The organism is Mycobacteroides sp. LB1, from assembly GCF_013449725.1.
Taxonomy (GTDB): domain Bacteria; phylum Actinomycetota; class Actinomycetes; order Mycobacteriales; family Mycobacteriaceae; genus Mycobacterium.
This window is the reverse complement of the sequence record NZ_JACCFF010000003.1, coordinates 229,849-255,830: the sequence shown is the minus strand read 5'-3', so window position 1 is coordinate 255,830 and position 25,982 is coordinate 229,849. Positions and strand designations below refer to the sequence as shown.

Below are 25,982 nucleotides of genomic sequence, written 5' to 3'. Positions count from 1 at the left end.
CATCACTGCGTCAGCGCGGCTGTGGAATCGCGTTCTCCAACAGGAAGACGTGGTCGGGGCTGATCACCTTGGTGATCGCGGTACCGAACAAGGTGCTGGGCTGCGCGGGTTGCTTGGCCACATCGGTATTGAGCAGTGCCACCACCGTGGTCTGCTCGGCGGGTGAGTAGATGGCGAGTGTCTGGTAACCGGGGATGCTGCCATTGTGACCGATCCACCCTCGAGCATCGAAAATCCCTAAGCCATAACGGATATCGTCGGGCACCGGGGGCATAGCCGCGGTCTGCAACCGCTGCTCCTGGGTAGCGGGCTTGAGAAGCTGCCCAGTCGCCAACGCAGGCACCCAGATCCGTAGATCTTCAAGCGTGGAGACCATCGCGCCCGCCCACGACGCCCACGACGGGCTCCAGTCGGTGGAGTCGATGAGCGGTCCGGTCGGCGTCAGCTGCGTGTAACCCTGTGCATGCGGATCGGGAATGGTGTTGGTTTCCGGAAAGCTGGTGTGGCTCAAGCCGAGTGGAACGGCAATGTGCTCGCGTACGTATGCGGGCAGCGTCTTTCCGCTGACCTTCTCCACGACCTGTCCCAGCAGCACGGCATTGGTATTGCTGTACTCATAGCCCTGCCCTGGCGGGAAATTGGACGGCTGAGCGAAGGCGTAGTCGAGCAGCTGCTGGGGGCTGTAGTGGCGCCGAGGGTCAGCCTCCAGGTCGCGGTTGAACGCCAGAGACATCGAATAGTTGAACAGGCCGCTCTGCATCCGGGCGAGCTCACGCAGGGTGATCTTGTTTCCGCCCGGAACCCCGGCCACATATTTGGCAATCGGCTCATCGAGCCCGAGCTTGCCCTCGTCGACGAGTTGCAACACCGCGGTCACAGTGAATGTCTTTGTCACACTGCCGATTCGGTGGTAGAAGTCGGGGCGCATCGGCTCGCGGGTCGTGGTGTTCGCGACGCCGAAGGTGCGTACGTACGTGCCCTTGGGCCCCCACACACCAACGATCGCACCCGGGACCGCGGCGCTCGCCAGCACCTCATTGATGGCGGTGTCGAGCTTGGCCGATGTGGCGGCGTCCAGATCTGCGGTACGGATGCCCGAACGCGTTCCACAACCGCCGACGAACATCGCAATGACGAGAACTACACAGAAGATTCGGCGCATCAGAACAGTGAGTACTGCGCTCCGGCGCGGTTTCGAACCGTGAACTGCTCGATATCGGTGCCTCCGGCAACACGCCCGACCAACGTCATGAACGTCGCGTCGTCCAGCAACGGAACACCGAGCGAGCGAGCATGAAACCCCTTACCCTGCTCAGGGTTTGGATGATTGCAAATCACCATCGAAGTGTCCTCATCGACCGCGTCGGCATACGCAAGGCCGGCATGCATGATCTGTTCGATCAGCTCCTCATGCGTGCGGGCAACCTCGGCGCTCAGAGCAACGCGCATGCCCTGCACCAACGGCTGCCCCGCCGTGTACGGGCCGGGATTGAGCCAGTCACACGGCTGACGGGATGCCAGCGTCTTAAGTGGGCGCAGCTCGTCGTGCGTGACACGACCGTTGGGCCAGCGCTTGCGGCCGGTCTCGCGGATCGGCAGCCAGGTACCGCGTTCCCGAGCCCTGTCGAGCACCTGCGGCAGCACCTCGGCGAGCACCCGGGCATCGTCGTAGGCGTCATGTGCCTTGAGCTGCTCGACCCCCCAATGCGCAGCGAGAGTTTCCAGGCGCAGGTTCGGTGTGTCCAGGTCGAGGCGCCGGGTCAGCTCGACCGTGCACATCACTGCCTCGGTAGGCAGCTCGGCGCCGGCCAATTCCGCCTCAGCCGTCAGGAAGGAGTAGTCGAACCCGACGTTATGGGCAACCAGCGTCCGACCCCGCAGCAGCGCGAGCAGATCGGGGACGATATCGGCGAACTCCGGCTGTCCCTCCAGCATCTCCGGGGTGAGTCCATGAACATGCGTCGGGCCCGGATCAACACCCGGGTTGAGCAGACTCACCACACTGTCGGTGATGGTCCCGTCAGCATCCACCGCCAACGCCGCGAGACTGATGACGCGCGCACGACCCGGCTGAAAGCCGGAAGTCTCCAGATCGACCACGACCCACTTGGGGCTGTGGTCGGGCGTCTGCCCCCAGATCGGCATGACTCAGGATGGCATGGGGTGCCGACAACCGGGTCTAGGCGCGCGGGGTCCTGAGCACCTGCCGACCGATGGCGTACTTGTGCACCTCGGTGGGGCCGTCGTACAGCCGGAACGCGCGCATATCGCGGAAGATCATTTCCACGGGTGTCTCATCGCTGATACCGATTCCACCGAGCACCTGGACGCACCGGTCGGTGACCTTGAACAGCTCTTCGGAGACAAACGACTTCGCCATCGAGCTCTCGTGGCGGCCCTTGGCACCGTTGTCCATCATCCAACAGGCATGCCAGATGGTGAGGCGACACTGGTGCAGCGCGATCTCGTTATCCGCGAGCATGAAGGAAACCCCCTGGTGCTCGCCGATGGTCTTGCCGAACGAGGTCCGGGTACGCGCGTAGTCAACCGCGATATCCTGAGCGCGGGCGGCAGCGCCGAGCCACCGCATACAGTGCGTCAGCCGGGCCGGAGCCAAACGCAGCTGCGCGTACCGGAAGGCCTGTCCGGTCTCGCCGAGCAGCGCCTCACGCGGCAGGGTCAAATTGTCGAACCGCACGACCGCATGCCCCTCGGCGTAGTTGCGGTCCATCGTGTTCATGATGCGTTCGATCACAATGCCTTCGGTATCCCCGTCACAGAGGAACAGCGTGGGCCCCTCGGGCAGGTGATCATTGGCCTCCAGGTTGGCCATGATGATCCACGTCTTGGCGCCGCGCGCTCCGGTGATGAGCCACTTGCGCCCGTTGATGACGAAGTTCTGGCCATCGAAGGTGGCCGAGGTCTTGAGCTGCGACGGGTCCGATCCGGCTCCGTCGGGTTCGGTCATCGCGAACGCCGAGCGCTGGTGTCCCTCGATGACGGGGCGCAGGAACTTCTCGGACTGTTCCTCATTGGTGATCTTGCCGAGCAGGAACATGTTGCCCTCGTCGGGTGCGGCACAGTTCATGGCGATGGGGCCGAGGGTTGACCAGCCCGCAGCCTCGAAGATCACCGCCTGGCCGATATGCGAGAGGCCCCAACCACCATAGGATTCCGGCGCCTGTACGGTCAGCAGACCGGCATCCCGGGCCTTACCGACAAGCTCGTTACGCAGGTCGTCGGTGGGGCCGTGCGCGGTGAGCCGAGGGTCGCGCTCGTACGGAATCACGGTCTCGGTGACGAACTCGCGCACCCGCTGCGCCTTCGCGGTCAGCTCATCCGGAACGCTGAAGTCGATCATATTTCTCCCTCGGTGAATTGTGTTGCCGCCCAATCAAGTACGGCCATGGCAATGTTTTCGAAATCTGCGTACTCGGTACCGATGAGGTCGCCGGCCTGCCATTTGCGATACAACTGCATCCACGCAACGGCCAGGCGTAGCCGTGCACAGGCGGCATGCCAGTGCAATGGCTGCGCTTCGGCTCCGGCCGCCGCGAAGTAGGAGGCGATGACCTCCGCCCGGCCTTCAAAACCTGCTGTGGTGGTGGGCATTTGATTGACGGCACGCACCGACTCCGGGTCACCGGGCTCCATCCAGTACGACACCAGAATCGCCAGGTCGAAAAGGGGGCAGCCCCGGGTGGTCATATCCCAATCGATGATGGCGTTGGGGGACAACGTTTCCCGATCGACGAGCATATTATCCAACTTCAGATCCATGTGCAGCAGCGAAACTCCCGAGGGCTCGGGGATCTGCCGTTCCAGCCGCGAGGTCAGATTCGTGACGACACCCGGCAGTCCGTCGGGCCAGACGGCGTGGGCCCGGCGTGTCCAGCCGGTGAGCTGACGCTGTAGGAAGCCCTCGGGCTTGCCGAGGTCACCGAGGCCCACGTCCTCGGGCGCCACCCGGTGCAGGGAAGTCATGGCCTCGATCAGGGTGGCGGTGATAAGGGTCGGGGCATCACCGGGAAGGCAGTCGGGCAGCTCGCCGCCGATCACCAGCCCATCGCGGTATTCGACGAACTGGAAGGGAGTACCCAGGACATCGAGGTCGTCGCAGTACAGCAGGCCCTGCGGGGCCAGTGGGAATCCTGCATTGAGCCGCGAGAGCACCCGCCATTCGCGGGCCATATCGTTGGCGCCCTCGGCAATCGGGCCTGTCGGCGGACGCCGGAAGACGGCCGGTTTGCCGTCGAGAGACACCCGATAGTTGAGATTGGCCTTGCCTCCGGAGAACTGTCGCACCGCTTCGACATCGAGGGCGTGCCCCTGTCTCGTGACCCATGCCGATAGCGCAGCCCAGTCCTGTGACGTGGTCTCAGCTGTGGCCCGGAACACAGGCGTAACCCTAGCCGCCCACCCAACCGGCTGGTTGGTTGGGGAGACGCTCACCCGTTTTCGCTGGCAGCGTCGATCAGCCGTCCAAGTATCCGCCTGAGTTCACGTTGATCGTCGGCACCTAGTCGGCCGAACATCTCGTCCTCTGCGGCCCAGATGGCCGACTCCACGCGATTGAGTAACGCCTTGCCCTTGACGGTGACCCGGGCCGGTAACGCTCGCCCCGAGGCCGGCACCGTTGGCCGGGACACCAATGCGACGTTCTGCAACCCATTAAGAACCTGATTCATCGCCTGCGCCGAGACATTGTTCTCGCGCGCCAGCTCAGCACTGGTACGCCCAGGGTTTTCGTTGAGCATCCGCAAGCACATGAACTCCGGCATCCCGAGCCCGAGTGGCCGCAGCACAGCAAGGACCTGCGGACGCATCACGGCACCGGCCCGAAACATCAGGTAACCCAGTGGCTCGACCTCATCGGATTCACTCATCGGAAGCATCCTGGCATGAACCTTCCAGGACGCACGCAGACTCATGCCCATTGGCTCGGCATAACTCAGGCAATAGGACCGACCGACTCGCGCCTGCTGTCGGATTCACGCGGGGGCTCAACATCGGCCAAACAGGCGAGCCATTGCAGTGCAATGGATTACCACTCCTATGCAAAATTCTCAGGAGACTCATATCAAGAACATTGACATGTCTGATTCGACGCCTGTATCAAGGAGGTTGATACAGGTTCAGTCGACGACAGGTCAGCTGCCTGATCATCAGAAAAGGAGAATTAGATGTCTGATTCATTTACGAGCTCCGAAGGTCCCGGCTCCGGTTTCGGCGGATTCGACGGACCCGGGTTTGGCGGACCCGGATTCGGCGGCCCGGGTTTCGGTCCCGGCGCTTTCGGTCCCGGTGCTTTCGGTCTTCGAATCAAGCGCGCGGTCACCGCCTCATTGCTGCTTGACGGGCCGGCTAGTGCCGCAGAGATCGTGCAGCGTGTCTCGGATACCACCGAGGGTGAGATCACCCTTCCCGAGCCTGTGGTCGCGCGAGTTCTCGAACGGCTAGCTCACCGCGGCGTCGTTAAGACCGATGACGGCGTGGCCACCCTGACCGAGTTCGGCCTGAAGCTGCTCGCGAAGCGGGGCATCACCAGCCAGACCGCGCAGGCACTGCGAGCCAAGCTCTTCCCGAAACTCGTCAACGTTCTCAAGCTCCGCTCGGGGCTGGCCGAGATCGCCGGCCTGGCGCGCGTTATCGCCGTGACCGGCACCGACGAGCAGAAGGAGAAGCTGGCCGAGGCCGGCGCCACCCTCCTGACCACGGTCAACGACGTCAAGCGATCGCTACAGAGCGCTGTCGCCTAGGAGTAGTTCAGCACTGCCCGTGCGGCTGTCCCCTCCGGCCGTACGGGCAGTGAACGCTTGCTCGATGGCGGTGACATCGTCCCCTCTCGACCGCCTCCAATAAACTGCGCGAATGCCCATCGACCACCTCTCGGTGCGCGGCCGGATCGCGCTGGCCGCCGGACGTTCGGCACGCTGGGCGTCCCGGATCAGCGGTCGCGGCGCGGGCTCCATGATCGGCGGGCTCATCGCGCTCAAGTTGGACAGCTCCGTGCTGGCACAGTTGGGCCGCGGACGTCGCACGGTCGTGATCACCGGCACCAACGGCAAGTCCACCACCACCCGGATGACCGCTGCCGCGCTCGCCACCGTGGGACCGGTTGCCACCAACACCGAGGGCTCCAACATGGACGCGGGTCTGGTGGCGGCGCTGGCCGGCACCCGCGAGGCCGAGCTCGCGGTGCTCGAAGTCGACGAGATGCATGTGCCGCATGTCGCGGATGCGGTCAGCCCCGCGGTCATCGTGCTACTCAATCTCAGCCGCGATCAACTGGACCGCGTCGGCGAGATCAACAACATCGAACGCACCCTGCGCAAGGGACTGGCCCGGCACCGCGATGCGGTGATTGTGGCGAACTGCGATGACGTTCTCATGACATCGGCCGCGTACGACAATCCTAATGTCGTCTGGGTAGCCGCCGGCGGCGGCTGGGCTGGAGATTCGGTGAGCTGCCCGCGCAGCGGAGAACTCATCATGCGTGACGGAAACCATTGGTACAGCACGGGAACCGACTTCTCGCGGCCCGATCCCAACTGGTGGTTCGACGACGACCGCATCTACGGCCCCAGCGGAATCAGCCTGCCGATGTCACTGACGTTGCCCGGCACCGCGAACCGCGGGAACGCCACGCTAGCGGTGGCGGCGTCCGTCGAGCTCGGCGCCCGCCCCGGTCCCGCCGTCGACGCCGTATCGGCCGTCGATCAGGTGGCCGGCCGATACCGGAGCATTGACCTCGGCGACCACACGGTGCGGCTACTGCTGGCCAAGAATCCGGCCGGATGGCAAGAGGCGCTGTCGATGGTGGATACCGACGCGGACGGGCTCGTCATCGCGGTCAACGGGCAGGTTCCCGACGGGGAGGATCTGTCCTGGCTGTGGGATGTCAACTTCGAACATTTCGCGTGCGATAACGGTCCAAATGACGCGCCTACCAGCGTGCCCCCTGTCGTCGCTTCCGGAGAACGCGGCACCGACTTGGCGGTCCGGCTGACCTACGCGAGCGTCACACACACCCTGCATCACGACCCGGTGCAGGCCATCCGAGCGTGCCCGCCCGGCAAAGTCGATGTGATCGCCAACTACACCGCGTTCCTCAACCTGAACCGCGCTCTGGCCAAAGATGGTGCGATATGAGCCAATCCACCGTCCGTATAGGCCTGGTACTCCCCGACGTCATGGGCACCTACGGCGATTCCGGCAATGCCGTGGTGTTGCGGCAACGGCTGCGGATGCGCGGCATCGACGCCGAAATCGTCGAGATCACCCTGGCCGACCCTGTCCCCGATTCCCTCGACGTGTACACCCTCGGCGGTGCCGAGGACTACGCGCAGCGGCTCGCCACCCGTCATCTCATCGCACACCCGGGACTACAACGCGCGGCCGAACGCGGCGCACCGGTGCTGGCGATCTGCGCGGCCATCCAGGTTCTCGGGCATTGGTACGAAACATCATCGGGTGAACGGGTTGAGGGCGTCGGAATGCTCGATGTCACCACCAGCCCGCAGGCCAAACGCACCATCGGCGAACTGTCCGGTGTCCCCATCATGGCCGAGCTCGAGGCCACCCTCACCGGATTCGAGAACCACCGCGGCGGAACGGTTCTGGGGCCGGCAGCGGCACCGTTGTCCAAGGTGACCCGCGGAGCGGGAAATCGCGCCGGAGACAACATCGATGGCGTGGTGCAGGGCAGCGTGATCGCCACCTACATGCACGGCCCATGCCTGGCGCGCAATCCCGAGCTGGCCGACCTCTTGCTCGCTCGCGCCATGGATGTGCACGGGCTGACTCCGTTGGATCTGGACGAGGTTGAGCGGCTACGCCGGGAGCGCTTGTCCGCCCGGTAGTTCGGGGTGCAAGGAACGACTCGGGTCTTGAGCGGCGAGCACACTCGCATGTGCGGTTTTACGGCCGGCTCGGCCTCCTAGTGCGCCCCGTGCCGGGGCTTGAATTCGAGTAGTCGATTACTCACGTATGCCCGGCCGTACGCGCAATACGTTCCGTGGGCAATTCAAGGTCCATGCCAAACCCCAAGGAGCGATTGTGACGAGTGAATCTATTGCTCGGTTCTTAAAGGCCGAGCGGCGCAGTCTGACTGTGCCAGACGAGAAGTCGGTGATCGTCGATCCCGGCGACCGTGAATGGGCGGATGTGACTCATCGCCTGGAAATCGCCGGGTTCGACGACCTTCAGGCGCTGCGCCTAGTCCCGGAGCGTTTGGACGAGCAAGTCGCACGCCAAGCCATCGCGGCCGACGACATTGATGCACGCGAGATCGCCCGCCGGATGGCCGAAACTGTCGCCGAACACGCTGACACCCAAGATTCGTGCTGCACACCGTGTGCAAGCAAGAGTGACGGGAGAGTGAGCTACCCCGCACGACTCGGTCAGCTCTACCGGGAAATCCGCCCGGCAATGCATACGCATCTGTCACGCGCAGTTGGCGACGCACTCGGGGTCCCTCTTGAGGCCGACAGCCAGCAGGCGAAGATCACCCATGCATTCGCCCAGCGGTACGCCGCACACGTCACCCGAATACCGCTGGTAGTCGTGCTGTTGAAAGACATCGAGATTGGCAAGAACGCCACGCTGACATTGGGGTCGAAGGCGAAGAGCCTGTGGGCCAACGACATCCGCATTCATTCTGGGGGGCGACTCGTTGTCACCTCCAGCTACATCAAGATCCGCGCGACATCCGTCCGCGGCAACCTGGCATAAGCAGAAGGAGTAGTAACCATGCCGAACATCATCAGCAATGGTCCAAACGGCGATGCCGGAGTGACAGGGGCGCAGGGTCCACAAGGGCCCACTGGCGCGACAGGGACCATGGCGAACTGCAATTGGATCGACGACGACTGCGCCACCCGAGGCGGGACCGGCGGGACTGGCGGCAACGGTGGAGCTGGCGGTCCAGGTGGCCACGGTGGCCACGGCGGTGTGATCGACTTTGAGGTAGAGAACTTCATGGACGGCGTATCGCTTCAAGCCAAGGGCGGCCACGGCGGGCCTGGTGGGCACGGTGGAGTCGGCGGAACCGGTGGCACCGGAGGCAAAGGCGGCGACGGAGACGACTGCGAATTCGGTAGAACCGGCGGCAATGGCGGCACCGGGGGTCGCGGCGGAGATGGAAACTTCGCCGGCATCGGCGGCAATGGCGGTGTCATCCTCGTCAAATGCCAACACGACCTGTCCCTAGGCACTCATCCGATGGATGTGTCGGCGGGCACTGGTGGCAATGGCGGGATCGGTGGCGGTAGCGGTCCTGGCGGATCGGTGGGCGCTAACGGTGCGACGACCGGCGTGTTTTCGTCCTCGTCGGACTGCAGCGGGCCAGGACCTCAACCTAATCCGGGCTCACCTGGCGGTCCGGGGACTTCGGTGACGGTGTCGGGAGCGCAAGGCAACCCTGGTCAAGCGCAGTTCCTCATCGTCCCCTGAGCGTAAGCATGCTCAAATGTGCGGTTTCGCAGCCAGATTCCGTACATTTGGGCATGCTCGCGGGGGAAGTTAGAGGGGCCGACGGCCGGAGAGGGCGCGGCCCAAAGTCAGCTCGTCGGCGAATTCCAGGTCCCCGCCCATCGGTAGACCCGAGGCCAGCCGGGTGACGGACAGCCCGGGAAAATCGCGCAGCATCCGCACCAGATAGGTGGCCGTCGCCTCACCCTCGGTGTTCGGATCGGTGGCGATGATGACCTCCGAGATGGAGACCCCGTCTTCGTCAGTTCCTATGCGCGTCAACAGTTCCCGGATCCGCAGCTGATCGGGTCCAACGCCTGAGAGCGGGTCCAGCGCTCCACCGAGCACGTGATAGCGACCGCGAAACTCGCGCGTGCGCTCGACCGCCTGTACATCCTTGGGTTCCTCGACGACGCATACCAAGGAAAGATCGCGTCGCGAGTCCGAGCAGATACGGCAGCGTTCCTTATCGGAGACGTTCCCGCAGACCTCGCAGAACTGGACACCATCGCGCACCCGCGCCAATGCGGCGGCCAGTCGGTCGATATCGGGGGCCTCGACACCCAGTAGGTGAAAGGCGATGCGCTGTGCGCTCTTGGGTCCTACCCCGGGCAGCTTGCCCAGCTCGTCGATGAGGTCCTGGACCGGGCCCTCAAACACCGGGCAATCCCAGCCCTCCACCAAGATCGCCGAAACCGCCCGCGAGCGGACCCAGCCGCTGGCTTGCGAGTTCCTGCGTCTTCGACGTCAGGTCGGCTAACGCGCCGATGATCAGGTCCTGCAGCGTTTCGATATCCGCGGGGTCGACGACCTTCGGGTCGATCTGGACACCAGTCACTTCGCCGCTGCCCTTAGCGGTGATCCGCACCAGGCCGCCCCCGGACTCCCCGGTGACCTCGGCGGCCGCGATCTGCGCCTGAGCAGCCATCAGCTGCTGCTGCATCTGCTGTGCCTGCGCGAGCAGGGCTGACATATCCGGGGCGCCTCCGGGTTGCATGGGTCTCCTTAACGGGCCGGTATCAAGTTGGTCACGCTCGCCGGGCCTCGGCGGGTCGCCACCAAGGGTAGCCGTCGACCGGGCTACCGTGGCCAGGTGCGAGTGAGTTTCTGGCGCGCCGCGGGTCTGGCCGGGACGGCGCTACTGACGGCGGCATCGGTCACGGTGCTGCCCATCGTTACGCCGTCCCCCGTCACCGCCGGCGCAGCACCCGGTATCGCCGGACGGATCGTCGTGCTGGATCCCGGACATAACGGAGCCAACGACGGCTCGATCAACAATCAAGTGCCCGACGGTCGCGGGGGCACCAAGAGCTGCCAGACCAGCGGCACCGTCACCGATGGCGGGTACCCCGAACACACCTTCGCGTGGAACACCGTGCTGCTCATTCGTCAGCAGTTGACCCAGCTCGGCGTGCGCACGGCCATGACCCGCGGGGACGACGACAAGCTCGGACCGTGCATCGACAAGCGCGCGGAAATCGAGAATGGCTTCAACCCGGACGCCGTGGTGAGCATCCACGCCGATGGTGGCCCCGCCGGCGGCCACGGCTTCCACGTCAACTACTCAAGCCCTCCGGTCAACGCCGTACAGGGCGAGCCGACGCTGCGCTTCGCCAAGACCATGCGCGACAGCCTGCAGGCGGCCGGACTGACACCGGCGACCTATATCGGCACCGGCGGCCTGTACGGACGCTCAGATCTTGCCGGCCTCAACCTGGCTCAGCACCCCAAGGTGCTCGTTGAACTCGGCAACATGAAGAACCCGCAGGACTCCGCGATGATGACGAGCCCCGAGGGCCGCGCCAAGTACGCGCAGGCCGTGGTTCAGGGCATCGTCGCCTATCTCAGCGGTACGGCGCCGGCGCCGGAGGTAGACCCCGCGGCGGCACCGGCGCCCGGCGGTTAGCCCGCTCGGTCTTCTTTACGGCGCCTCTACCGTCTTCTTCAGGTTGGCCAACACCTCTGCCTGAATCTTCTTGAGCCCCAACGGTGCGAAGGTCTTCTCGAAGAATCCCTTGACACCGCCGCCGCCCGTCCATGCGGTCTTGGTGGTGACGGACGAGCCGGCCCCGGCAGGTGCGACGGTCCAGCTGGTCACCAGGGTGGAGTTGGCGTCCTTCTCGATGACGGTGTGCCCGGCCACGCTGACGCTGGACTTGATGTCCCGCACACGCGACTCGGTGGCCTGCAGCTTCCAGGACGCGACAGTGCCCTCACCTTGGCCGCCCTCGAGTACCTGGTAATCGCGGTAGTGGCCGGACAAGATCTTCGGGCGCACGTTCTGGTAGTCGGCAACCGCGGCGAGCACTGCCTCGGGCGCCGCATCGATCAACACCGAACTGGACGCGCTTACCTGACCCATCGGTTCTCCTTCTGGACGTCTACGACTGTGTGTAGTCGAAGTCTAGACGCGTCGATCGGGCCCCTAGTCGCCCACCAGATCCCCCAGGCGCCGCTCCCCATCCACCGTCTGGCCGCCGCGTGCGAGGAATCCGGCGATCCTGTACACACTGTGCTCGTTGGTGAATGCGGCAACGATGGCCGCCCGTTCCGCGGCCAATCCCGGCTCCAGATCGATGGCCAGCGCATCGACGGTGCTCTTGGCGCCGGCGATCAGTGCCAGCGGATTGGCAGCGATACGCCGGGCGAGCCGGTCCACGAACCGCCACCCCTCAGCGGGGTCCAGGGCACGGTTCACCCAGCCGTATCGCTCCGCCAGGTCGGCGTCGAAATCGTCATGACCCAAAATCACCTCGAGTGCTCGCGCCCGACCCATGCCTTGGACCAGATGTTGCGGGCCCGACCCGGCCGGGACGATGCCCAGACCCGTCTCCACCTGATTGAAGGTGGCCTTGCCGCGGACCGCGAAACGCATATCGAGATTGAGGAGAAACTCGCTGCCCCCGCCGGCAACGCGGCCCTCGACGAGGGCGATGGTGGCCTGACGCAGCGCACGAAACCTCCCGACCAGCCGTTGGAAGGATTCGACCGACTCTGCCGTACGCGCCGACTCCGTTTGCAGGATTTCGACGTTCAGGTGGGCGATGAAGAAGTCGGGGTTGGCGCTGCCGAACACCACCACCGTCACGTCCTCACGGTCGGCGAGCCAACGGGCCAGCCGGGACAGACTGGACATGAGTGGCCCGTCAAGGAGATTGAGCGGCCCATGGTCGATCCGGACCGTCAGCACACGATCGTCGAGCTCACAATGCAACCCGGTGAGCTCGGGTACATCGGGGCAGGCCATCAGAACGCGACGGATCCCGGTGGCAGCCCGAGTTGCACCCGCCCGAACAACTCATAGGCCGAATCGGTGTCGTACACAACGTGTGTGGACAACGTATTGACATCACGTAGATGGCGTTGCAACGGCGAATCCTCGTATTGAGCGGAGGCCCCGCATGCCTCGACTGCCTCGCTGATGGCTTGTTTACACAGCTCGACAACGTAGGCGCAGTTGCGGCGAACGGCCACCCGGTCTTCAACCGTCAGCCCCTCGTTGGAACGCAGCTTGTCCTCCACGTCCCGCACCGTCGCTAACAGCAGGGTGCGAGCTGACTCTGTCTGCGCGGCAACATGTCCCATTCTACGGTGCGCAGTGGCCAGCTTGGACTGCTGCTCCATCGAATAACGCAGCACCCGGGTCTTGATCTTTTCGGTGAAGAGCTCGACCGTGCCCAGTGCCATCCCCACCGCAGGCGCGGCCGCGACATTGGATAGTGCGCAGAACAGCGGTATCCGGTAGATCGACGACCCGTGCAAGTCCGCTGACGGCGACTGTCCTCGCGCCAAGGGCCCGAACTCCTGCACCCGATGGTCGGGAACGAAGACATCGTTGACCGCGATATCCATGCTTCCGGTGCCCCGCAGGCCCGATGTGTACCAGGTGTCGATGACCTCGATATCGCCCCTGGGGATCATGAAGGTGCGTAGGTCGGGGTATTTCGGCGGCTCGTCATGCTGAACCACCGCCGCCACCGAGGCCCACGACGCATGCCAGACGCCACTGCCGAATTGCCAACGTCCACTTATCTTGTAGCCGCCCTCGACCGGAGTGGCGACGCCCGATGGCGACCAGCTGCCCGGGAACAGCAGCGGAGATGCCGATCCGAACATCTCATCCTGCAGCTTCTCGGGGAACAATCCGGCTAGCCAGTTGTGAATTCCATAGATGCACAGAGTCCATGCGGTGGATCCACATACCTTGCCCACTTCGATGACCGCGCCGACCAAGGTTTCCAGGCTGGCCTCGTCGCCTCCGTAACGGCGCGGCGCCATCAGACTGAACAGACCCGACTGGGACAGCTCGGCGATGGTCTCGTCAGGCATCCGGCGCAGCCGCTCTGCCTCCAGCGCCCGTGCGGCGATGGCGGGCGCGAGTGCACGAGCGCGCGCAGCGGCATCGGTCTGCAGTGCTGTCGAACTTGTCATCAAAACCTCACAACCTGCGCAATCATTGGGGAATGACACGCGATCAGATTAAACCTGAATCTGGATTCAGGTTTAATGTAACCTTGGCAGGTGTCGATGTCTAGCGATTCAGCGATCGGGCCCGTGACCGCCGAGCAACCCTCGACGCAACGCGGTCGCAGCACCCGCCGCGCCTTGATGGATGCTGCACGCGAGGTCATCGCCAGAGTTGGGTACGCCGACGCACGGGTTGTCGATATCACCACAGAGGCCGGCAAGTCCGTCGGTGTCTTCTACAACTACTTCACCGACAAGGCCGAACTCCTTCGCTCCATGGTGGATGAGTTCCGCGACCAGGCCTATACCCGCGGTGACACCGTCATGACCGGCGATCGCGAACCGTACGAAGTGATCCGGGACATCGTCACCGTGTACTGGACCACTTACCGCGAGCACGCGCCGGTTCTTTCAGGGGTATTCCAGGCTGCACAGATCGACTCGGCATTCGTCGACTACTGGCGCGACCTGCGAGCCCCGGCGCGCACGTTGATCGCCAACAACATTCGGCGCCTACAAGCACACGACTACTGCCCCGGTATGGATCCCGACATCACCGCATCGGCGATCGGGGCAATGCTGGACTACTTCTGTTACGTCTGGTTGGTCGAGGGGGGCGAGGCCGGACGCAGCTCGGTCACCGACGAGGAGGCCATCGACACGTTATCCCGTATCTGGTTCAACGCATTGTGGTGGAAGACGGAAGGCGCGCATGGCACCACCTGAGTGGGTGGTGGCGCTTCTTTCCCGCGCCGAGCTCATGCCGCTGGATGCGCAACCGCTGACCGGAGGGGTGTCCTCCGATGTGTGGCGCGTGCGGCTGAGTTCAGGGGAATCCGTGGTGGTCAAGCGGGCCGTCGAACGGCTTCGCGTACAAGCGCATTGGGTCGCCCCCCTCGAGCGCAACACCTTTGAGGCGCGCTACCTCGCGCGCGCTGCGGGGATCGTGCCCTCCTTCACTCCACGCGTTGTGGTGGCCGACGAGGATCTGCACGCGTTCGCGATGACCGATCTGGGGCCGCTCCCGTCCTGGCGGGACGATCTGGCAAGTGGACGAATCGATCCGTCTGTCGGTTCCGCACTTGGTGGACGCCTCGCCACAGTTCACGCCCGCACAGCCGGTGATGCCACGGCAGCAAGCGAATTCGCATCCGACGACCTGTTCGAGACGTTACGAATAGAGCCATACCTGCGCTACACCGCGCAGCGCCTCCCCGAACACGCGGCGGTCCTGTCGCAACTGGCCGACGATCTCGCGGCCACGCATATCGCGCTGGTACACGGCGACGTGAGCCCCAAGAACGTCATCGTCACCCAGGATGGACCGGTACTGACCGACGCCGAATGCGCGTGGTATGGCGACCCTGCCTTCGATCTGGCGTTCTGCCTTAATCACCTGCTACTCAAACGAATATGGAAGCCGACGCACCGCGATCTGTTGCGGGAGACGAGTGCGAACCTCCTCGCCACGTACCTGCAAGGCGTCTCCTGGGAACCACCTGATGCTGTGGCAGCCCGCGCCGCGCGGCTCCTTCCCGCACTGGTGCTCGCCCGCATCGACGGACGGTCACCGGTGGACTATCTGTCTGCTGCTCAACGCGATTCACTACGTACGTCGGCAGGGCAAGCCCTGGACGAATCGGCCACGGATCCGTTGGCCATCACACATCACATAGAGGAGCTCGCAGTCAGATGACCGGGACACAGATCAGCGGGGTACACGCTCGGCGGGTGTGGGATTCGCGGGGACGCCCGACTGTGGAGGCGGAGCTGCTACTACGCGACGGCAGCAGCGGGCGGGCGATCGCCCCTGCCGGCGCCTCCCGCGGCAGCGGTGAAGCGACCGATTTGCGAGACGGTGGGGCATCTTTCGCCGGGTACGACGTGACCGCGGCAATAGCGGCCGCCCACGGGCTGGCGGAACACCTCGTCGGAGTCGACGCCACCGACCAGACCGCGGTCGACGCGGCGCTCGCGGTGGCGGACGGCTCGGCTCAGTTCACTGCCATCGGCGGAAATACCGCGGTAGCGATGTCGATGGCTGCCGCACACGCCGCAGCCGCCTCACACGGTATCCCATTGTGGCGGTACCTGATCGGTGATGCGAAGGCCGCAATGCCACTGCCGGAGATTCAGGTTATCGGCGGGGGCGCCCATGCCGCACGGCGCACCGACGTCCAGGATTTCATGGTAGTGCCCGCCGCCGCTGACAGCATCGAACAGGGACTTAACTGGGTGGCCGAGATCCACCGTGCCTGCGGCACAATACTTTCCGAGCGCGGCCGGCTCGCCGGAGTTGCCGATGAAGGCGGATGGTGGCCGATGGTGGATTCCAATGAGGACGCGTTGGAGCTGCTGGTCACCGCCATCGAGCGCGCCGGGTTGCAGCCGGGTCAGCAGGTAACGATCGCGTTGGATATCGCGTCGAGCGAGTTCGGCAGCGGTGGTCGCTACCGTCTGGGACTCGATGGCACCGAGCTGGACTCCGATGCGTGGTCGGAGGTTCTGATCGGCTGGATCGATAAGTATCCAATCGCCTCCATCGAGGATCCGTTAGCCGAGGACGATCCCGCGGGTCTGACCGCGTTCACCCAGGCGGTTGGCCATCGCGTGCTCGTCGTCGGAGACGATTTCACGGTGACCAATGCCGACCGCGTGCGCGGAGCAACCGAGATCGGCGCGTGTAACGGCTTGCTGGTAAAGCCGAATCAGGCCGGAACGCTCAGTGCCGCCAGGTCTGCGCACAACACCGCTCACGACTGCGGATGGGACACCATCGTGTCCGCGCGATCCGGTGAGAGCGAGGATGTCACCATCGCACACCTGGCAGTCGGCTGGGGCGCCGAGCAACTCAAGGTCGGTTCCATCACCAGATCCGAACGCACCGCGAAATGGAATGAGCTGCTCCGCATCGACGAACAGCTGGGCGGAGCACCGATTCGGTTGGGAAGATTGACCCTTGGTTAGTCTCCGATAGCCCCGGTTAGTAACACGTCCCTTAATCCCGGTCGCGCCTCACCCGGAACCGGACTAGCGTGGGCATTGTGCCCATCACATCGGGATCGGCGCACGCCGACGGAGTGAACCGGCTACTGCAGAGTTACCGGGCCATACCCACGACGGCGACTGTCCGTTTGGCTAAGCCCACGTCAAATCTGTTCCGCGCAAGGGCAAAGTCGACCGCACCGGGCCTGGACACCTCGGGCCTCACCGGTGTCATCGGTGTGGACACCACGAACAGAACGGCCGATGTGGCCGGCATGTGCACCTACGAGGACCTGGTCGCAGCCACACTTCCACATGGCCTATCACCATTGGTGGTGCCGCAGCTCAAGACGATCACGCTGGGTGGCGCGGTAACCGGACTCGGGATCGAATCCGCATCCTTCCGCAACGGGCTTCCCCATGAATCCGTCCTCGAAATGGATATCCTCACCGGCTCGGGCGAGGTCATCACCGCATCGCCGCACCAGCACGTAGATCTGTATCGGGGATTTCCCAACTCGTACGGCACGTTGGGGTATTCGGTGCGGCTACGCATCGAGCTCGAACCCGTCAAACCATTCGTTACCCTGCGGCACATCCGATTCCACGGCCTCGACGAGCTGGTGACCGTCATGGAGTCCATCGTCGACTCGGCGACCTTCCAGGGTGAACGAGTGGACTATCTGGATGGGGTGGTGTTCAGCGCCGAGGAGTCCTACCTTTGCCTGGGCACCCAGACGGCTTCTCCGGGCCCGGTGAGCGACTACACCGGCCAGCAGATCTACTATCGCTCGATACAGCATGCCGATGGAACCAGCCACGACCGCCTCACAATTCACGATTACCTATGGCGTTGGGATACCGACTGGTTCTGGTGCTCCCGCGCCTTCGGCGCGCAGAATCCGCGCATCCGCAGGGTTTGGCCCCGAAAGTACCGGCGCAGCAGCGTTTACTGGAAGATGATCGGTCTCGACCAACGCTACGACATCGCCGATCGCATCGAACGCTTCAACGGCCGACCCACTCGCGAGCGTGTGGTGCAGGATGTCGAGGTACCGATCGATCACACCGCCGAATTCCTCCGGTGGTTCCTCGACGAGGTGCCGATTGAGCCGGTATGGCTGTGCCCGTTGCGATTACGCGAATCGGAGGAGGCCTGCGGATGGCCGCTCTACCCGATCCGGCCCGGGCGGACCTACGTCAACATTGGTTTCTGGTCTTCGGTGCCCGCCGGCGCGACCGAAGGAGCCACCAACCGCCTCATCGAGCACACCGTCAGCGAGCTGGGCGGGCACAAATCGCTGTACTCCGAATCCTTCTACCCGCGCGAAGAGTTCGAGACTCTGTACGGCGGGGAGCACTACCGGACCTTGAAGAAGACGTACGACCCCGATGGCCGATTCCTGGATCTCTATACGAAGGCGGTGCGGCGACAATGACATCGACCCAGTCCAAGAATTCCGAACGGAGCGAGAACGGCAGGCTCTCACTGGCCGAGATTCTGGAGATCGTGGCGGCCGGCGAGCTGCCGCTACGCTTTCGCGCGTACGACGGCAGTAAGGCCGGCCCCGAGAATGCCCAACTAGGACTCGATCTACTGACACCCCGCGGTACAACGTATTTGGCGACCGCACCGGGTGACCTGGGGCTGGCACGCGCGTATGTTTCCGGCGATATCGAAATGCAAGGGGTGCACCCGGGTGACCCCTACGACCTACTGATGGCGTTATCCGACAGGCTGGACTTCAAGCGCCCACCCGCTCGGGTGCTGGCCAATATCGTCAGGTCGATTGGCTTCGAGCATCTGCGGCCGATCGCGCCGCCGCCGCAAGAGGCGCTGCCCCGCTGGCGTCGGGTGGTCGAGGGATTCCGGCACAGCAAGACGCGCGACTCCGAGGCCATCCACCATCACTATGACGTATCGAATGCGTTCTACGAGTGGGTGCTTGGCCCGTCCATGACATACACGTGCGCCTGCTATCCGAATGCCGACGCCACCCTGGAGGAAGCGCAGGAGAACAAGTACCGGCTGGTGTTCGAGAAGCTGGCACTCAAGCGCGGGGACCGGCTGCTCGATGTGGGCTGCGGCTGGGGGTCGATGGTCAGGTATGCAGCACGGCGCGGCGTGCGGGCCACCGGCGTCACGTTGTCGGCCGAGCAGGCCGCCTGGGCGCAGAAAGCCATTGCCGATGAGGGACTCTCGGACCTGGCCGAGGTACGCCACGCCGACTACCGCGACACCGCGGAAAGAGAATTCGATGCGGTGTCGTCGATCGGGCTCACCGAGCACATTGGCATTGCCAACTATTCGTCGTACTTCCGGTTCCTACAGTCGAGGCTGAAGACCGGCGGTCTGCTGCTCAACCACTGCATCACCCGGCCCGATAATCGAACCTCAGCCGTCGCAGGGTATTTCATCGACCGCTACGTGTTTCCCGATGGCGAGCTGACCGGGTCGGGCAAGATCATCACCGAAATGCAGAACGTCGGCCTTGAGGTGCTACACGAGGAGAATCTGCGCCACCACTACGCGCTGACACTGAAAGAGTGGTGCGCCAACCTCGTCGAGCACTGGGACGAGGCGGTCGCCGAGGTAGGCGAGGCCACCGCGAAGGTGTGGGGTCTGTACATGGCCGGTTCCCGGCTGGGCTTCGAGCGCAATGTCGTTCAGCTACACCAGGTACTGGCCACGAAGTTGGATGAGCGCGGCGGGTCCTCGCTACCGCTGCGCCCGTGGTGGCAGGCCTAGCTCGGGTCGATCTTGCGGGCACCCAGCTCGTTCTGAAGTAGTTCCAGCGCAACCTCTTCGGGGTCCCGTCGCGGCCCCGCCTCGCCCTGCCCGGCCTCGGCGAGCATCTGCTCCTCCTCGTCAACCGGATTCGACGGTTCCGGCTCTGGCTCGGAAACCGGCTCCGGGTCGGGTGTCGGACGACTGGGCCGCGTCACTACCCGCGGGGCGGGCTTGTTCGCACGCGCCGCGGGCGCGGATGCGGCAGCCTCTCCGCTGCCGACCTCGCAGCGGATCTCCCAGTCGACTCCGAGCGCATCCTTCAGCGCATCCCGGATGACCTCGGCGTTCCGCGACTCGGTGATGCGCTTAGCCAAGGGCGGCGAATCATGGGACAGCACAAGGGTCTTACCCTCGATGGCTCGCACGGTGGCACCGGAGAGCATCACCTCGGTGGTACGGCTGCGGTCCCGGACCTTGGACCGAATCTCTACCCAGGCATTGCGCACGGCGGTGGTGTCGAGTGCGCCCGGCTGACGTGGCTCGGGTGCCGGAGCCGCAGCGAGCTCAGGCTCAGGCTCGGTCGCGGGTTCAGGTTCGGGCGGTGCCGCGGAGGTCTCGGGTTCCGATTCGGGCGTCGGTTCCGGTTCGGGTTCGGGCTGCGGTTCCGGTATCGGTTCAGGTTCGGGTTCGGGTTCCGCGGCCGGCGTTGGTGCGGGCGGCGCGGGGGCTGGGATGGGGGCTGGAGCTGGGGGCTCCGGCGTGGGTGCTGGAGCTGGGGGCTCCGGCTCTGAGGCGGGTGCCACCTCGGCCGGAGCAGCGGGTGCCTGCGACTTGCGAACAAAACGCGCCGCGTCACCGCCGCCGGCCTCCGGCACGGACATGTCGAGACGTTTCTCGATGCGCTCAACCCGCTGCAGCACAGCCGATTCGGCATCAGTGGCCGAGGGCAGCAGCAACCTGGCGCACACCACCTCCAGCAGTAATCGCGGGGCCGTCGCCCCACGCATCTCCCCCAGCCCGGCATGCAGCACCTCGGCGTAGCGGGTCAACGTCGCTGGACCGATCCGTTCGGCTTGTTCGCGCATCCGGTCGAGCACATCCTGCGGAGCATCGACCACGCCACGCTCGGCAGCATCCGGAACAGCTTGCAGGACAATCAGATCGCGGAAGCGCTCCAGCAGATCGGTGCCGAACCGCCGCGGATCGTGCCCCGCATCCATCACGCCTTCAATCGCTCCGAACACGGCGGCGCCGTCACCGGCGGCAAGGGCGTCAACCGCATCATCGATCAACGCGATATCGGTGACACCCAGCAGCGAAAGGGCGCGCTGATAGGTGACTCGTTCTTCGTCGGCCCCGGCCAGCAGCTGATCGAGCACCGACAGCGAGTCGCGAGGGGAACCGGCGCCGGCGCGGATGACGAGCGGATACACCGGGTCGTCCACCGCGACGCTCTCCTGCGCACAGATGCCCTCGATGAGAGTCCGCATCGTCTTCGGCGCGAGCAAGCGGAACGGATAGTGATGGGTGCGCGACCGGATGGTGGGCAGCACCTTCTCCGGTTCGGTGGTGGCGAAGACGAAGATCAGGTGCTCGGGTGGCTCCTCGACGATCTTGAGCAGCGCATTGAACCCCGCTGTGGTGACCATGTGCGCTTCGTCGATGATGAAGATGCGGTAGCGCGACTGTGCGGGTGCGTAGAAGGCTCGGTCACGCAGCTCGCGGGTGTCGTCGACCCCGCCGTGACTGGCGGCGTCCAGCTCGATGACATCCACGTTCCCCGAACCGTTGGGGGCCAGCGCGACACATGAGTCGCAGATTCCGCAGGGCGTCGAGGTGGGTCCCTGCGCACAGTTCAGCGAGCGGGCCAGGATGCGTGCGGAGGATGTCTTGCCGCAGCCGCGGGGCCCCGAGAACAGATAAGCGTGGTTGATCCGGCCGGCGTCCAGTGCGGTACTCAGCGGTCCGGTGACATGCTCCTGGCCGACAACTTCCGCGAAGGTCGCCGGGCGATACTTGCGGTACAGGGCCACGGAGAGCAAGGGTACCGGCGACCCCGGACGGTCCTACCCGGCCGGTCTCATCGGGCCGCATTGCGCACAACGGCCACATCACGTGATCTTGTTCGCTAAAGTCCGCTCATGACGACACATCGCGTTGATATGAGCACTGTGTTGGCGGTTGGCGTGAGTGTCATCGCACTCGCATTCACCTCCGCTTGTTCCAAGGAATCGCCGAACGATCCGAAGGCTGTTCAGGCGAGTACACAAAAGTCGGATGAGCCGAGCCAGAAGTTGCCCGCAGGCCCGGCGACTGGGCTGTTGCTGACGCGCGAAGACTTCCCTGCCGGCAATGGGACGTTTTCCGTCGCAGACAAGGCCAAGCTCGACAAGGACAAGGCGGAGAAATCCAAGCCGCAGACGGTCATCCCGCCCGGATGCTACGAGTTCATATCTGAGAGCGACGGCGACTACGACAGGGCGCGAGCCAAGTACGACTCGGACACCGTGATGGCGGAGAGCAGCGTCGGGCTCGGCGTCAAGCAATCGTTCGACGACCTTCAGAAGAGGGCCAAGGAATGCGCCTCGGTTCAAATGGCGGGTGACGGGGTGGAGATGAAGGCGAATGTCACCGTCGCCGATCTTCCCGGTGCCTCCGTGGAGGCCAAGTTGGTGAAGATCGACGGCACGCTCGGACCCGAGGGGGATCAGATTACGGTCGTGTCGCACTTCGCCGTCGCGCATCCGCGGGGTACCACTGTGCGGGTTGAGGTCGATCAGTTTATGAACCCATGGACCGCCAGCGATGATGCCCTGGTGCTGGATCTACTCAACAAGCAGATCGCCAAGGTGCAGAAGGCACCGTAGGCGAGGCGGCACATGACGGATGGGGGAAGTCCCATGGCTCGCATGCTGTCGATCGGCCGGTCGATCGGCACAGTATTGCTTTCGTTACTGCTCACCACGGCGTGCACCAATGTCATCGCGGGTGAACCGACAACGGACGGCTTGCCGCGACCGCCCAAGGGTGATCCCGCCAATCTCTTGCTGCCGCGTGAAGATTTCCCGGATTCCGGCACATTCACGGAGCGTGAGCAGCCGGACGATGACGGTCCGACGGTGTCCCCGACCGAGTGCAACAGGTTCGTCAACCACGACACGGTCCCCTTTAACCAAGCGTCCGCACAGTACGAAGACGGGCCGCTGAGGGTGGACGTGGTAGTCGGCCTGGGTATCACCGAGTCTTTCCAGTCGATCGAAGACAAGGCCGGGCGATGCGGGTCCGTCACCCTGGATCTCGACGGGATCGACGGGACCGGCAGCGTCAAGATGGAGAAGGTCACTGGTGCAACCGTCGACGCGGCAGCGACGGTCTTCACCGGCAACCTCGGCATGGACGGCGAGCAGTCTGTCGAAATCACCATCAAAACGCTGACGGCTTACCCTCACGGGGCCACGGTGACCGTCAAGGTCCTGCATGCCATGGAGCCCTGGACTGCCGAGAACGACACGCTGGCACTGACGCTGCTCAACAAACAGGTCGCCAAGGTACAGAAGGCGCCTAGTCGTTACGCTCCAACAGCTTCTCGGTTGCCGCCAGCAGCGCGCACGTCGCAAGGCCGTCGACGGCGGCGCCGATGGTTTCCAGCGGCGGGAACGACGGTGCCAGTCGAATATTCTTGTCGTTCGGGTCATTTCGGTACGGGAACGTCGCGCCCGCCTCAGTGAGCGCGATCCCCGCCTCCTTCGCCAGTGCGATCGTGCGCTTGGCGGTACCGTCGAGAACGTCGAGGCTGATGAAGTATCCGCCCTTGGGCTCACTCCACGAGGCGATCTTACTCTCGCCCAAACGCTCATCCAGGATCTCAAGCGCCAGTTGGAATTTGGTCGCCAGGATCTGCTGATGTTTCTGCATGTGCAGCTTGACACCCTCGGCATCGCCGAAGAACCGCAAGTGCCGCAGCTGATTCACCTTGTCGGGTCCGATGCTGCGCTTGCCGGCATGCTGGAGATACCACGCGATATTAGCGAGCGATCCGCCCATGAAGCTCACACCCGCGCCCGCGAAGGTGATCTTCGAGGTGGAGGCAAAGATCAACGGACGGTTGGGGTGCCCGGCGGTTTCGGCGATCCCCAGCAGATCCACGTTCCGGACGAAGTCGTGCGTGAGTGTATGTACGGCGTAGGCGTTGTCCCAGAACAAGCGGAAATCCGGTGCGGCCGTGTTCATCTGGGCCAGCCGACGGACGACTTCCCAGGAGTAGACGGTTCCGGTCGGGTTGGAGAAGACGGGAACACTCCACATGCCCTTGATGGTCGGGTCGGAGGCGACGAGTTCTTCGATGAGGTCGACGTCGGGTCCGTCCTCGCGCAGCGGTACCGGAATCATCTCGATGCCGAAGGATTCGGTGATCGCGAAATGCCGGTCATATCCGGGTGCCGGGCACAGGAATTTCAGTGAGGGCTCGTCAGTCCAAGGGCGGGGTGAGTCGACGTTTCCGTGGAGCAGTGAGTACACGATGACGTCGTGCATGAGCGACAGGCTGGCGTTGTTGGCGGCGATCAGGTTGGGTGCCGGGACGCCGAGCAGCTCACCGAAAATGGCGCGCAGTTCTGGCAGTCCGTTACCGCCGCCGTAGTTGCGCGTGTCGGTGCCATTGCCGTCGCGATAGTCGCCGTCGCCGGGCAAGGCGAGGAGGCCGTTGGACAGGTCGAGCTGCTCGGGCGCAGGCTTGCCGCGGGTGAGGTCCAAGGACAGGCCCTTAGCCTTGAGCTGGCTGTAGTTCTCCTGCTGCAACCGATGCTGAGCTGCGAGTTCGTCGGGTCCGAGCGACAGGAATGACACGGCTTTCCCCTATTCGCCCCTGCGGGGCATCTGGAGGGCGCGATATTCGTTAGGGGACCCCGCGCACCCGACAGAGCCCGTTGACCCTTGCTGCCTTCCAGCCCTGGGGGAGTTCACAGGATAGACGCCGCGCGGGGTCCGCCGACCAGTCTAGTAGGCGGGCGTCAGTGAGCCTGGGTGGTGGTGGGTGTTGGTGGTTGGCTCTCCGAATTGGAGGTGTGGTGGTGGTGTCCATTTGGTGGTGCCGTCGCGTTGTTTTTGGGTGGTCCAGCCGTTGTTGAGGAGTCGGTGGTGGGGTGCGCAGGCGAAGGTGAGGTTGTCGATGTTGGTGGGGCCACCATCAGCCCATTCGTTGATGTGGTGGACCTGGCACAGATATCCGGGGACAGCGCATTCGGGGTGGGTGCAGCCGCGGTCTTTGGCGTGCAGCACGATCCGCTGATCGGCCGATGCGATGCGTTTGGTGCGTCCGAGATACAACGGTCGTCCGTCGTCGTCGACGATCGACAGGTAGTGGTGGGCGTGAGCGGCCATGCGGATCAGGTCCCGCATGGGCAGCACGGTGCCGCCACCGGTGATCGCCACCCCTGACGCGTTCTCCAGCTCGGACAGCGTTGTCGACACCACGACGGTGACCGGTAAGCCGTGGTGGGAGCCGAGTGCTCCGGAGGCGAGGGTGGATCGCAGCACCGCGCGCAGGGCGTCGTGGCCACGTTGGGCGTTGGTGCGCCGATCGTGTTCGGCAGCCTCGGGCGATACCTCCCCGTCCACGAGGGGTGATTGGTCGGTGGGGTTGCACATGCCGGGTGCGGCGAGCTTGGAGAACACGGCATCGAGGTAGGCGCGGGTTTCCGGATCCAACAGACCCGAGATCGCCGACATCCCATCGAAACCCTGTCGCCCGATCGTCACCCCGCGGCGCCGGGCGCGATCCACATCGGAGAACTCGCCGTCGGGATTCAACAACGCCATCATGCGATCGGTCGCGATCCGCAACGGCTCGGGACCGAACCGGGCCGCCAACACGGCCAGCTGCACCTCGGCGGCCTCGCGGGTCGGCATGTCGACCAGCACCGGCAGCCGATCAAAAAAGCCGCGCACGATCCGGACGTGTTCCTCGCCGACCTCACCCCGACCGAAAGCCTCGGCCACATTCGGTAGCACCGGTTCCAGCCGCTCCCCGGTCAGCGCGCGGCGTGGGGCCAGCTGTTGGGCGTCGGCGATCCGGCGCCGGGCCGCACCCCTGCCGATATGCAGCCGTCGCGCAATCACCTCCGAATACGACATACCACCCAATTCCACCGGCGAGCCGTACGTCACGATTCCCGCGGTCAGGATGTGCGAGGCAGACAGAAGTTGACGTTGAATCATCTCCAGGTCGGCCAAGGCCGTCAGCTTATCGGCGCAGCTGAGCTCATCGAAGGTCTCAGCGACCAGCCCTGCGGCCGCCCCCTTCAACACTGCAATCGAACTCATGTTCGAA

The 25,982-nt window shown here is 64.4% G+C and carries 25 protein-coding genes, 1 other RNA gene and 1 pseudogene; 13 read left to right on the top strand and 14 right to left on the bottom strand.

The genetic code is table 11. From position 1 onward, the window contains the following. Positions 1-10: 10 nt before the first annotated feature. Genes MLB1_RS14890 through MLB1_RS14870 form a run of 5 tightly spaced genes read right to left on the bottom strand, consistent with a single transcriptional unit; the run spans position 11 to position 4,895 of the window. On the bottom strand, positions 11-1,162 hold the full coding sequence (locus MLB1_RS14890) for a serine hydrolase domain-containing protein (protein WP_180750605.1): 1,152 nt from the start codon (positions 1,160-1,162) through the stop codon (positions 11-13). Further along, positions 1,162-2,145, bottom strand: a complete 984-nt coding sequence (locus MLB1_RS14885) for a DEDDh family exonuclease (protein WP_180750604.1) — start codon at positions 2,143-2,145, stop codon at positions 1,162-1,164. The genes MLB1_RS14890 and MLB1_RS14885 overlap by 1 nt, the downstream gene beginning before the upstream one ends. Positions 2,146-2,179: 34 nt before the next feature. Continuing rightward, positions 2,180-3,361, bottom strand: coding sequence for an acyl-CoA dehydrogenase family protein (locus tag MLB1_RS14880; RefSeq protein ID WP_180750603.1), 1,182 nt, complete (start codon positions 3,359-3,361; stop codon positions 2,180-2,182). Beyond that, positions 3,358-4,398, bottom strand: a complete 1,041-nt coding sequence (locus MLB1_RS14875) for a phosphotransferase family protein (protein WP_371750630.1) — start codon at positions 4,396-4,398, stop codon at positions 3,358-3,360. Before MLB1_RS14875 ends, MLB1_RS14880 begins: the two co-directional genes overlap by 4 nt. Positions 4,399-4,448: 50 nt before the next feature. Further along, positions 4,449-4,895 carry a MarR family transcriptional regulator gene (locus MLB1_RS14870; RefSeq protein WP_180750841.1) on the bottom strand — a complete coding sequence of 149 codons (447 nt, stop codon included), beginning with the start codon at positions 4,893-4,895 and terminating at the stop codon, positions 4,449-4,451. A gap of 288 nt (positions 4,896-5,183) precedes the next feature. Here MLB1_RS14870 and MLB1_RS14865 point away from each other — a divergent pair, with 288 nt between their 5' ends. The 5 genes from MLB1_RS14865 (at position 5,184) to MLB1_RS14845 (ending at position 9,453) form a co-directional block, all read left to right on the top strand. Further along, positions 5,184-5,759 carry a hypothetical protein gene (locus MLB1_RS14865; protein ID WP_180750601.1) on the top strand — a complete coding sequence of 192 codons (576 nt, stop codon included), beginning with the start codon at positions 5,184-5,186 and terminating at the stop codon, positions 5,757-5,759. A gap of 112 nt (positions 5,760-5,871) precedes the next feature. Further along, complete coding sequence (locus MLB1_RS14860; protein ID WP_180750600.1) at positions 5,872-7,152, top strand: Mur ligase family protein; 1,281 nt, start codon at positions 5,872-5,874, stop codon at positions 7,150-7,152. Continuing rightward, complete coding sequence (locus MLB1_RS14855) at positions 7,149-7,862, top strand: type 1 glutamine amidotransferase (protein WP_180750599.1); 714 nt, start codon at positions 7,149-7,151, stop codon at positions 7,860-7,862. The genes MLB1_RS14860 and MLB1_RS14855 overlap by 4 nt, the downstream gene beginning before the upstream one ends. 196 nt (positions 7,863-8,058) lie before the next feature. Beyond that, positions 8,059-8,733, top strand: coding sequence for a hypothetical protein (locus MLB1_RS24090; protein ID WP_371750629.1), 675 nt, complete (start codon positions 8,059-8,061; stop codon positions 8,731-8,733). A gap of 18 nt (positions 8,734-8,751) precedes the next feature. After that, on the top strand, positions 8,752-9,453 hold the full coding sequence (locus MLB1_RS14845) for a hypothetical protein (protein ID WP_180750598.1): 702 nt from the start codon (positions 8,752-8,754) through the stop codon (positions 9,451-9,453). A 69-nt stretch (positions 9,454-9,522) separates the two neighbouring features. Here MLB1_RS14845 and recR read toward each other — a convergent pair whose 3' ends face one another. Continuing rightward, positions 9,523-10,131, bottom strand: coding sequence for a recombination mediator RecR (recR, locus tag MLB1_RS14840; RefSeq protein WP_180750597.1), 609 nt, complete (start codon positions 10,129-10,131; stop codon positions 9,523-9,525). Next, the gene (locus MLB1_RS14835; protein WP_180750596.1) at positions 10,124-10,468 is read right to left on the bottom strand and encodes a YbaB/EbfC family nucleoid-associated protein; all 345 of its coding nucleotides are present in this window, start codon (positions 10,466-10,468) and stop codon (positions 10,124-10,126) included. The genes recR and MLB1_RS14835 overlap by 8 nt, the downstream gene beginning before the upstream one ends. 165 nt (positions 10,469-10,633) lie before the next feature. Here MLB1_RS14835 and MLB1_RS14830 point away from each other — a divergent pair, with 165 nt between their 5' ends. Then, entirely contained in the window at positions 10,634-11,377 is a 744-nt protein-coding gene (locus MLB1_RS14830; RefSeq protein WP_180750839.1) for an Rv3717 family N-acetylmuramoyl-L-alanine amidase, read from the top strand. Positions 11,378-11,392: 15 nt separating this feature from the next. On the opposite strand, the gene MLB1_RS14825 is transcribed toward MLB1_RS14830, so the two are convergent. From MLB1_RS14825 to MLB1_RS14815, 3 genes are all read right to left on the bottom strand, one after another. Further along, a complete protein-coding gene (locus MLB1_RS14825; protein ID WP_180750595.1) occupies positions 11,393-11,833 on the bottom strand; it encodes an SRPBCC family protein in 441 nt (146 codons plus the stop codon). Between the two features lie 63 nt (positions 11,834-11,896). Then, positions 11,897-12,718, bottom strand: coding sequence for an enoyl-CoA hydratase/isomerase family protein (locus MLB1_RS14820; protein ID WP_180750594.1), 822 nt, complete (start codon positions 12,716-12,718; stop codon positions 11,897-11,899). After that, positions 12,718-13,902, bottom strand: coding sequence for an acyl-CoA dehydrogenase family protein (locus MLB1_RS14815; RefSeq protein WP_180750593.1), 1,185 nt, complete (start codon positions 13,900-13,902; stop codon positions 12,718-12,720). Before MLB1_RS14815 ends, MLB1_RS14820 begins: the two co-directional genes overlap by 1 nt. Before the next feature lie 90 nt (positions 13,903-13,992). Between MLB1_RS14815 and MLB1_RS14810 the strand changes: the two genes are divergently transcribed. The 5 genes from MLB1_RS14810 to MLB1_RS14790 all read left to right on the top strand — a co-directional run bounded on the left by MLB1_RS14810 (position 13,993) and on the right by MLB1_RS14790 (position 19,672). Then, positions 13,993-14,664: a TetR/AcrR family transcriptional regulator gene (locus MLB1_RS14810; RefSeq protein WP_180750592.1), complete on the top strand. Its 672-nt coding sequence runs from the start codon at positions 13,993-13,995 to the stop codon at positions 14,662-14,664. Further along, entirely contained in the window at positions 14,651-15,634 is a 984-nt protein-coding gene (locus tag MLB1_RS14805) for a phosphotransferase (RefSeq protein ID WP_180750591.1), read from the top strand. Before MLB1_RS14810 ends, MLB1_RS14805 begins: the two co-directional genes overlap by 14 nt. After that, positions 15,631-16,905 carry a phosphopyruvate hydratase gene (locus MLB1_RS14800; protein WP_180750590.1) on the top strand — a complete coding sequence of 425 codons (1,275 nt, stop codon included), beginning with the start codon at positions 15,631-15,633 and terminating at the stop codon, positions 16,903-16,905. The genes MLB1_RS14805 and MLB1_RS14800 overlap by 4 nt, the downstream gene beginning before the upstream one ends. Positions 16,906-16,982: 77 nt before the next feature. After that, positions 16,983-18,362, top strand: coding sequence for an FAD-binding oxidoreductase (locus tag MLB1_RS14795; RefSeq protein ID WP_180750589.1), 1,380 nt, complete (start codon positions 16,983-16,985; stop codon positions 18,360-18,362). Continuing rightward, on the top strand, positions 18,359-19,672 hold the full coding sequence (locus MLB1_RS14790; protein WP_180750588.1) for a class I SAM-dependent methyltransferase: 1,314 nt from the start codon (positions 18,359-18,361) through the stop codon (positions 19,670-19,672). The genes MLB1_RS14795 and MLB1_RS14790 overlap by 4 nt, the downstream gene beginning before the upstream one ends. Here MLB1_RS14790 and MLB1_RS14785 read toward each other — a convergent pair. Next, on the bottom strand, positions 19,669-21,687 hold the full coding sequence (locus MLB1_RS14785; protein ID WP_180750587.1) for a DNA polymerase III subunits gamma/tau: 2,019 nt from the start codon (positions 21,685-21,687) through the stop codon (positions 19,669-19,671). The genes MLB1_RS14790 and MLB1_RS14785 overlap by 4 nt on opposite strands. 108 nt (positions 21,688-21,795) lie before the next feature. On the opposite strand from MLB1_RS14785, the gene MLB1_RS14780 reads away from it, so the two are divergent. Further along, the gene (locus MLB1_RS14780) at positions 21,796-22,521 is read left to right on the top strand and encodes a hypothetical protein (RefSeq protein ID WP_180750586.1); all 726 of its coding nucleotides are present in this window, start codon (positions 21,796-21,798) and stop codon (positions 22,519-22,521) included. 42 nt (positions 22,522-22,563) lie between these two features. Continuing rightward, positions 22,564-23,217, top strand: a pseudogene (locus MLB1_RS24085) (hypothetical protein); the annotation flags it as partial. Here MLB1_RS24085 and MLB1_RS14770 read toward each other — a convergent pair. From MLB1_RS14770 to MLB1_RS14760, 3 genes are all read right to left on the bottom strand, one after another. After that, positions 23,216-24,499: an aminotransferase class I/II-fold pyridoxal phosphate-dependent enzyme gene (locus MLB1_RS14770; RefSeq protein WP_180750584.1), complete on the bottom strand. Its 1,284-nt coding sequence runs from the start codon at positions 24,497-24,499 to the stop codon at positions 23,216-23,218. The pseudogene MLB1_RS24085 and the gene MLB1_RS14770 sit on opposite strands and share 2 nt — an antisense overlap. A gap of 48 nt (positions 24,500-24,547) precedes the next feature. Next, positions 24,548-24,642: signal recognition particle sRNA small type (ffs, locus tag MLB1_RS14765), an RNA gene on the bottom strand. 7 nt (positions 24,643-24,649) lie between these two features. Continuing rightward, complete coding sequence (locus tag MLB1_RS14760) at positions 24,650-25,975, bottom strand: HNH endonuclease signature motif containing protein (RefSeq protein WP_180750583.1); 1,326 nt, start codon at positions 25,973-25,975, stop codon at positions 24,650-24,652. Positions 25,976-25,982: the final 7 nt, after the last annotated feature.

Excerpts from the sequence above, each read along its gene's own strand:
- MLB1_RS14890 (WP_180750605.1), bottom strand. The coding sequence starts at position 1,162 with ATGCGCCGAATCTTCTGTGTAGTTCTCGTCATTGCGATGTTCGTCGGC.
- MLB1_RS14885 (WP_180750604.1), bottom strand. The coding sequence starts at position 2,145 with ATGCCGATCTGGGGGCAGACGCCCGACCACAGCCCCAAGTGGGTCGTG.
- MLB1_RS14880 (WP_180750603.1), bottom strand. The coding sequence starts at position 3,361 with ATGATCGACTTCAGCGTTCCGGATGAGCTGACCGCGAAGGCGCAGCGG.
- MLB1_RS14870 (WP_180750841.1), bottom strand. The coding sequence starts at position 4,895 with ATGCTTCCGATGAGTGAATCCGATGAGGTCGAGCCACTGGGTTACCTG.
- MLB1_RS14865 (WP_180750601.1), top strand. The coding sequence starts at position 5,184 with ATGTCTGATTCATTTACGAGCTCCGAAGGTCCCGGCTCCGGTTTCGGC.
- MLB1_RS14860 (WP_180750600.1), top strand. The coding sequence starts at position 5,872 with ATGCCCATCGACCACCTCTCGGTGCGCGGCCGGATCGCGCTGGCCGCC.
- MLB1_RS14855 (WP_180750599.1), top strand. The coding sequence starts at position 7,149 with ATGAGCCAATCCACCGTCCGTATAGGCCTGGTACTCCCCGACGTCATG.
- MLB1_RS14845 (WP_180750598.1), top strand. The coding sequence starts at position 8,752 with ATGCCGAACATCATCAGCAATGGTCCAAACGGCGATGCCGGAGTGACA.
- MLB1_RS14835 (WP_180750596.1), bottom strand. The coding sequence starts at position 10,468 with ATGCAACCCGGAGGCGCCCCGGATATGTCAGCCCTGCTCGCGCAGGCA.
- MLB1_RS14825 (WP_180750595.1), bottom strand. The coding sequence starts at position 11,833 with ATGGGTCAGGTAAGCGCGTCCAGTTCGGTGTTGATCGATGCGGCGCCC.
- MLB1_RS14820 (WP_180750594.1), bottom strand. The coding sequence starts at position 12,718 with ATGGCCTGCCCCGATGTACCCGAGCTCACCGGGTTGCATTGTGAGCTC.
- MLB1_RS14815 (WP_180750593.1), bottom strand. The coding sequence starts at position 13,902 with ATGACAAGTTCGACAGCACTGCAGACCGATGCCGCTGCGCGCGCTCGT.
- MLB1_RS14805 (WP_180750591.1), top strand. The coding sequence starts at position 14,651 with ATGGCACCACCTGAGTGGGTGGTGGCGCTTCTTTCCCGCGCCGAGCTC.
- MLB1_RS14800 (WP_180750590.1), top strand. The coding sequence starts at position 15,631 with ATGACCGGGACACAGATCAGCGGGGTACACGCTCGGCGGGTGTGGGAT.
- MLB1_RS14790 (WP_180750588.1), top strand. The coding sequence starts at position 18,359 with ATGACATCGACCCAGTCCAAGAATTCCGAACGGAGCGAGAACGGCAGG.
- MLB1_RS14780 (WP_180750586.1), top strand. The coding sequence starts at position 21,796 with ATGACGACACATCGCGTTGATATGAGCACTGTGTTGGCGGTTGGCGTG.
- MLB1_RS14760 (WP_180750583.1), bottom strand. The coding sequence starts at position 25,975 with ATGAGTTCGATTGCAGTGTTGAAGGGGGCGGCCGCAGGGCTGGTCGCT.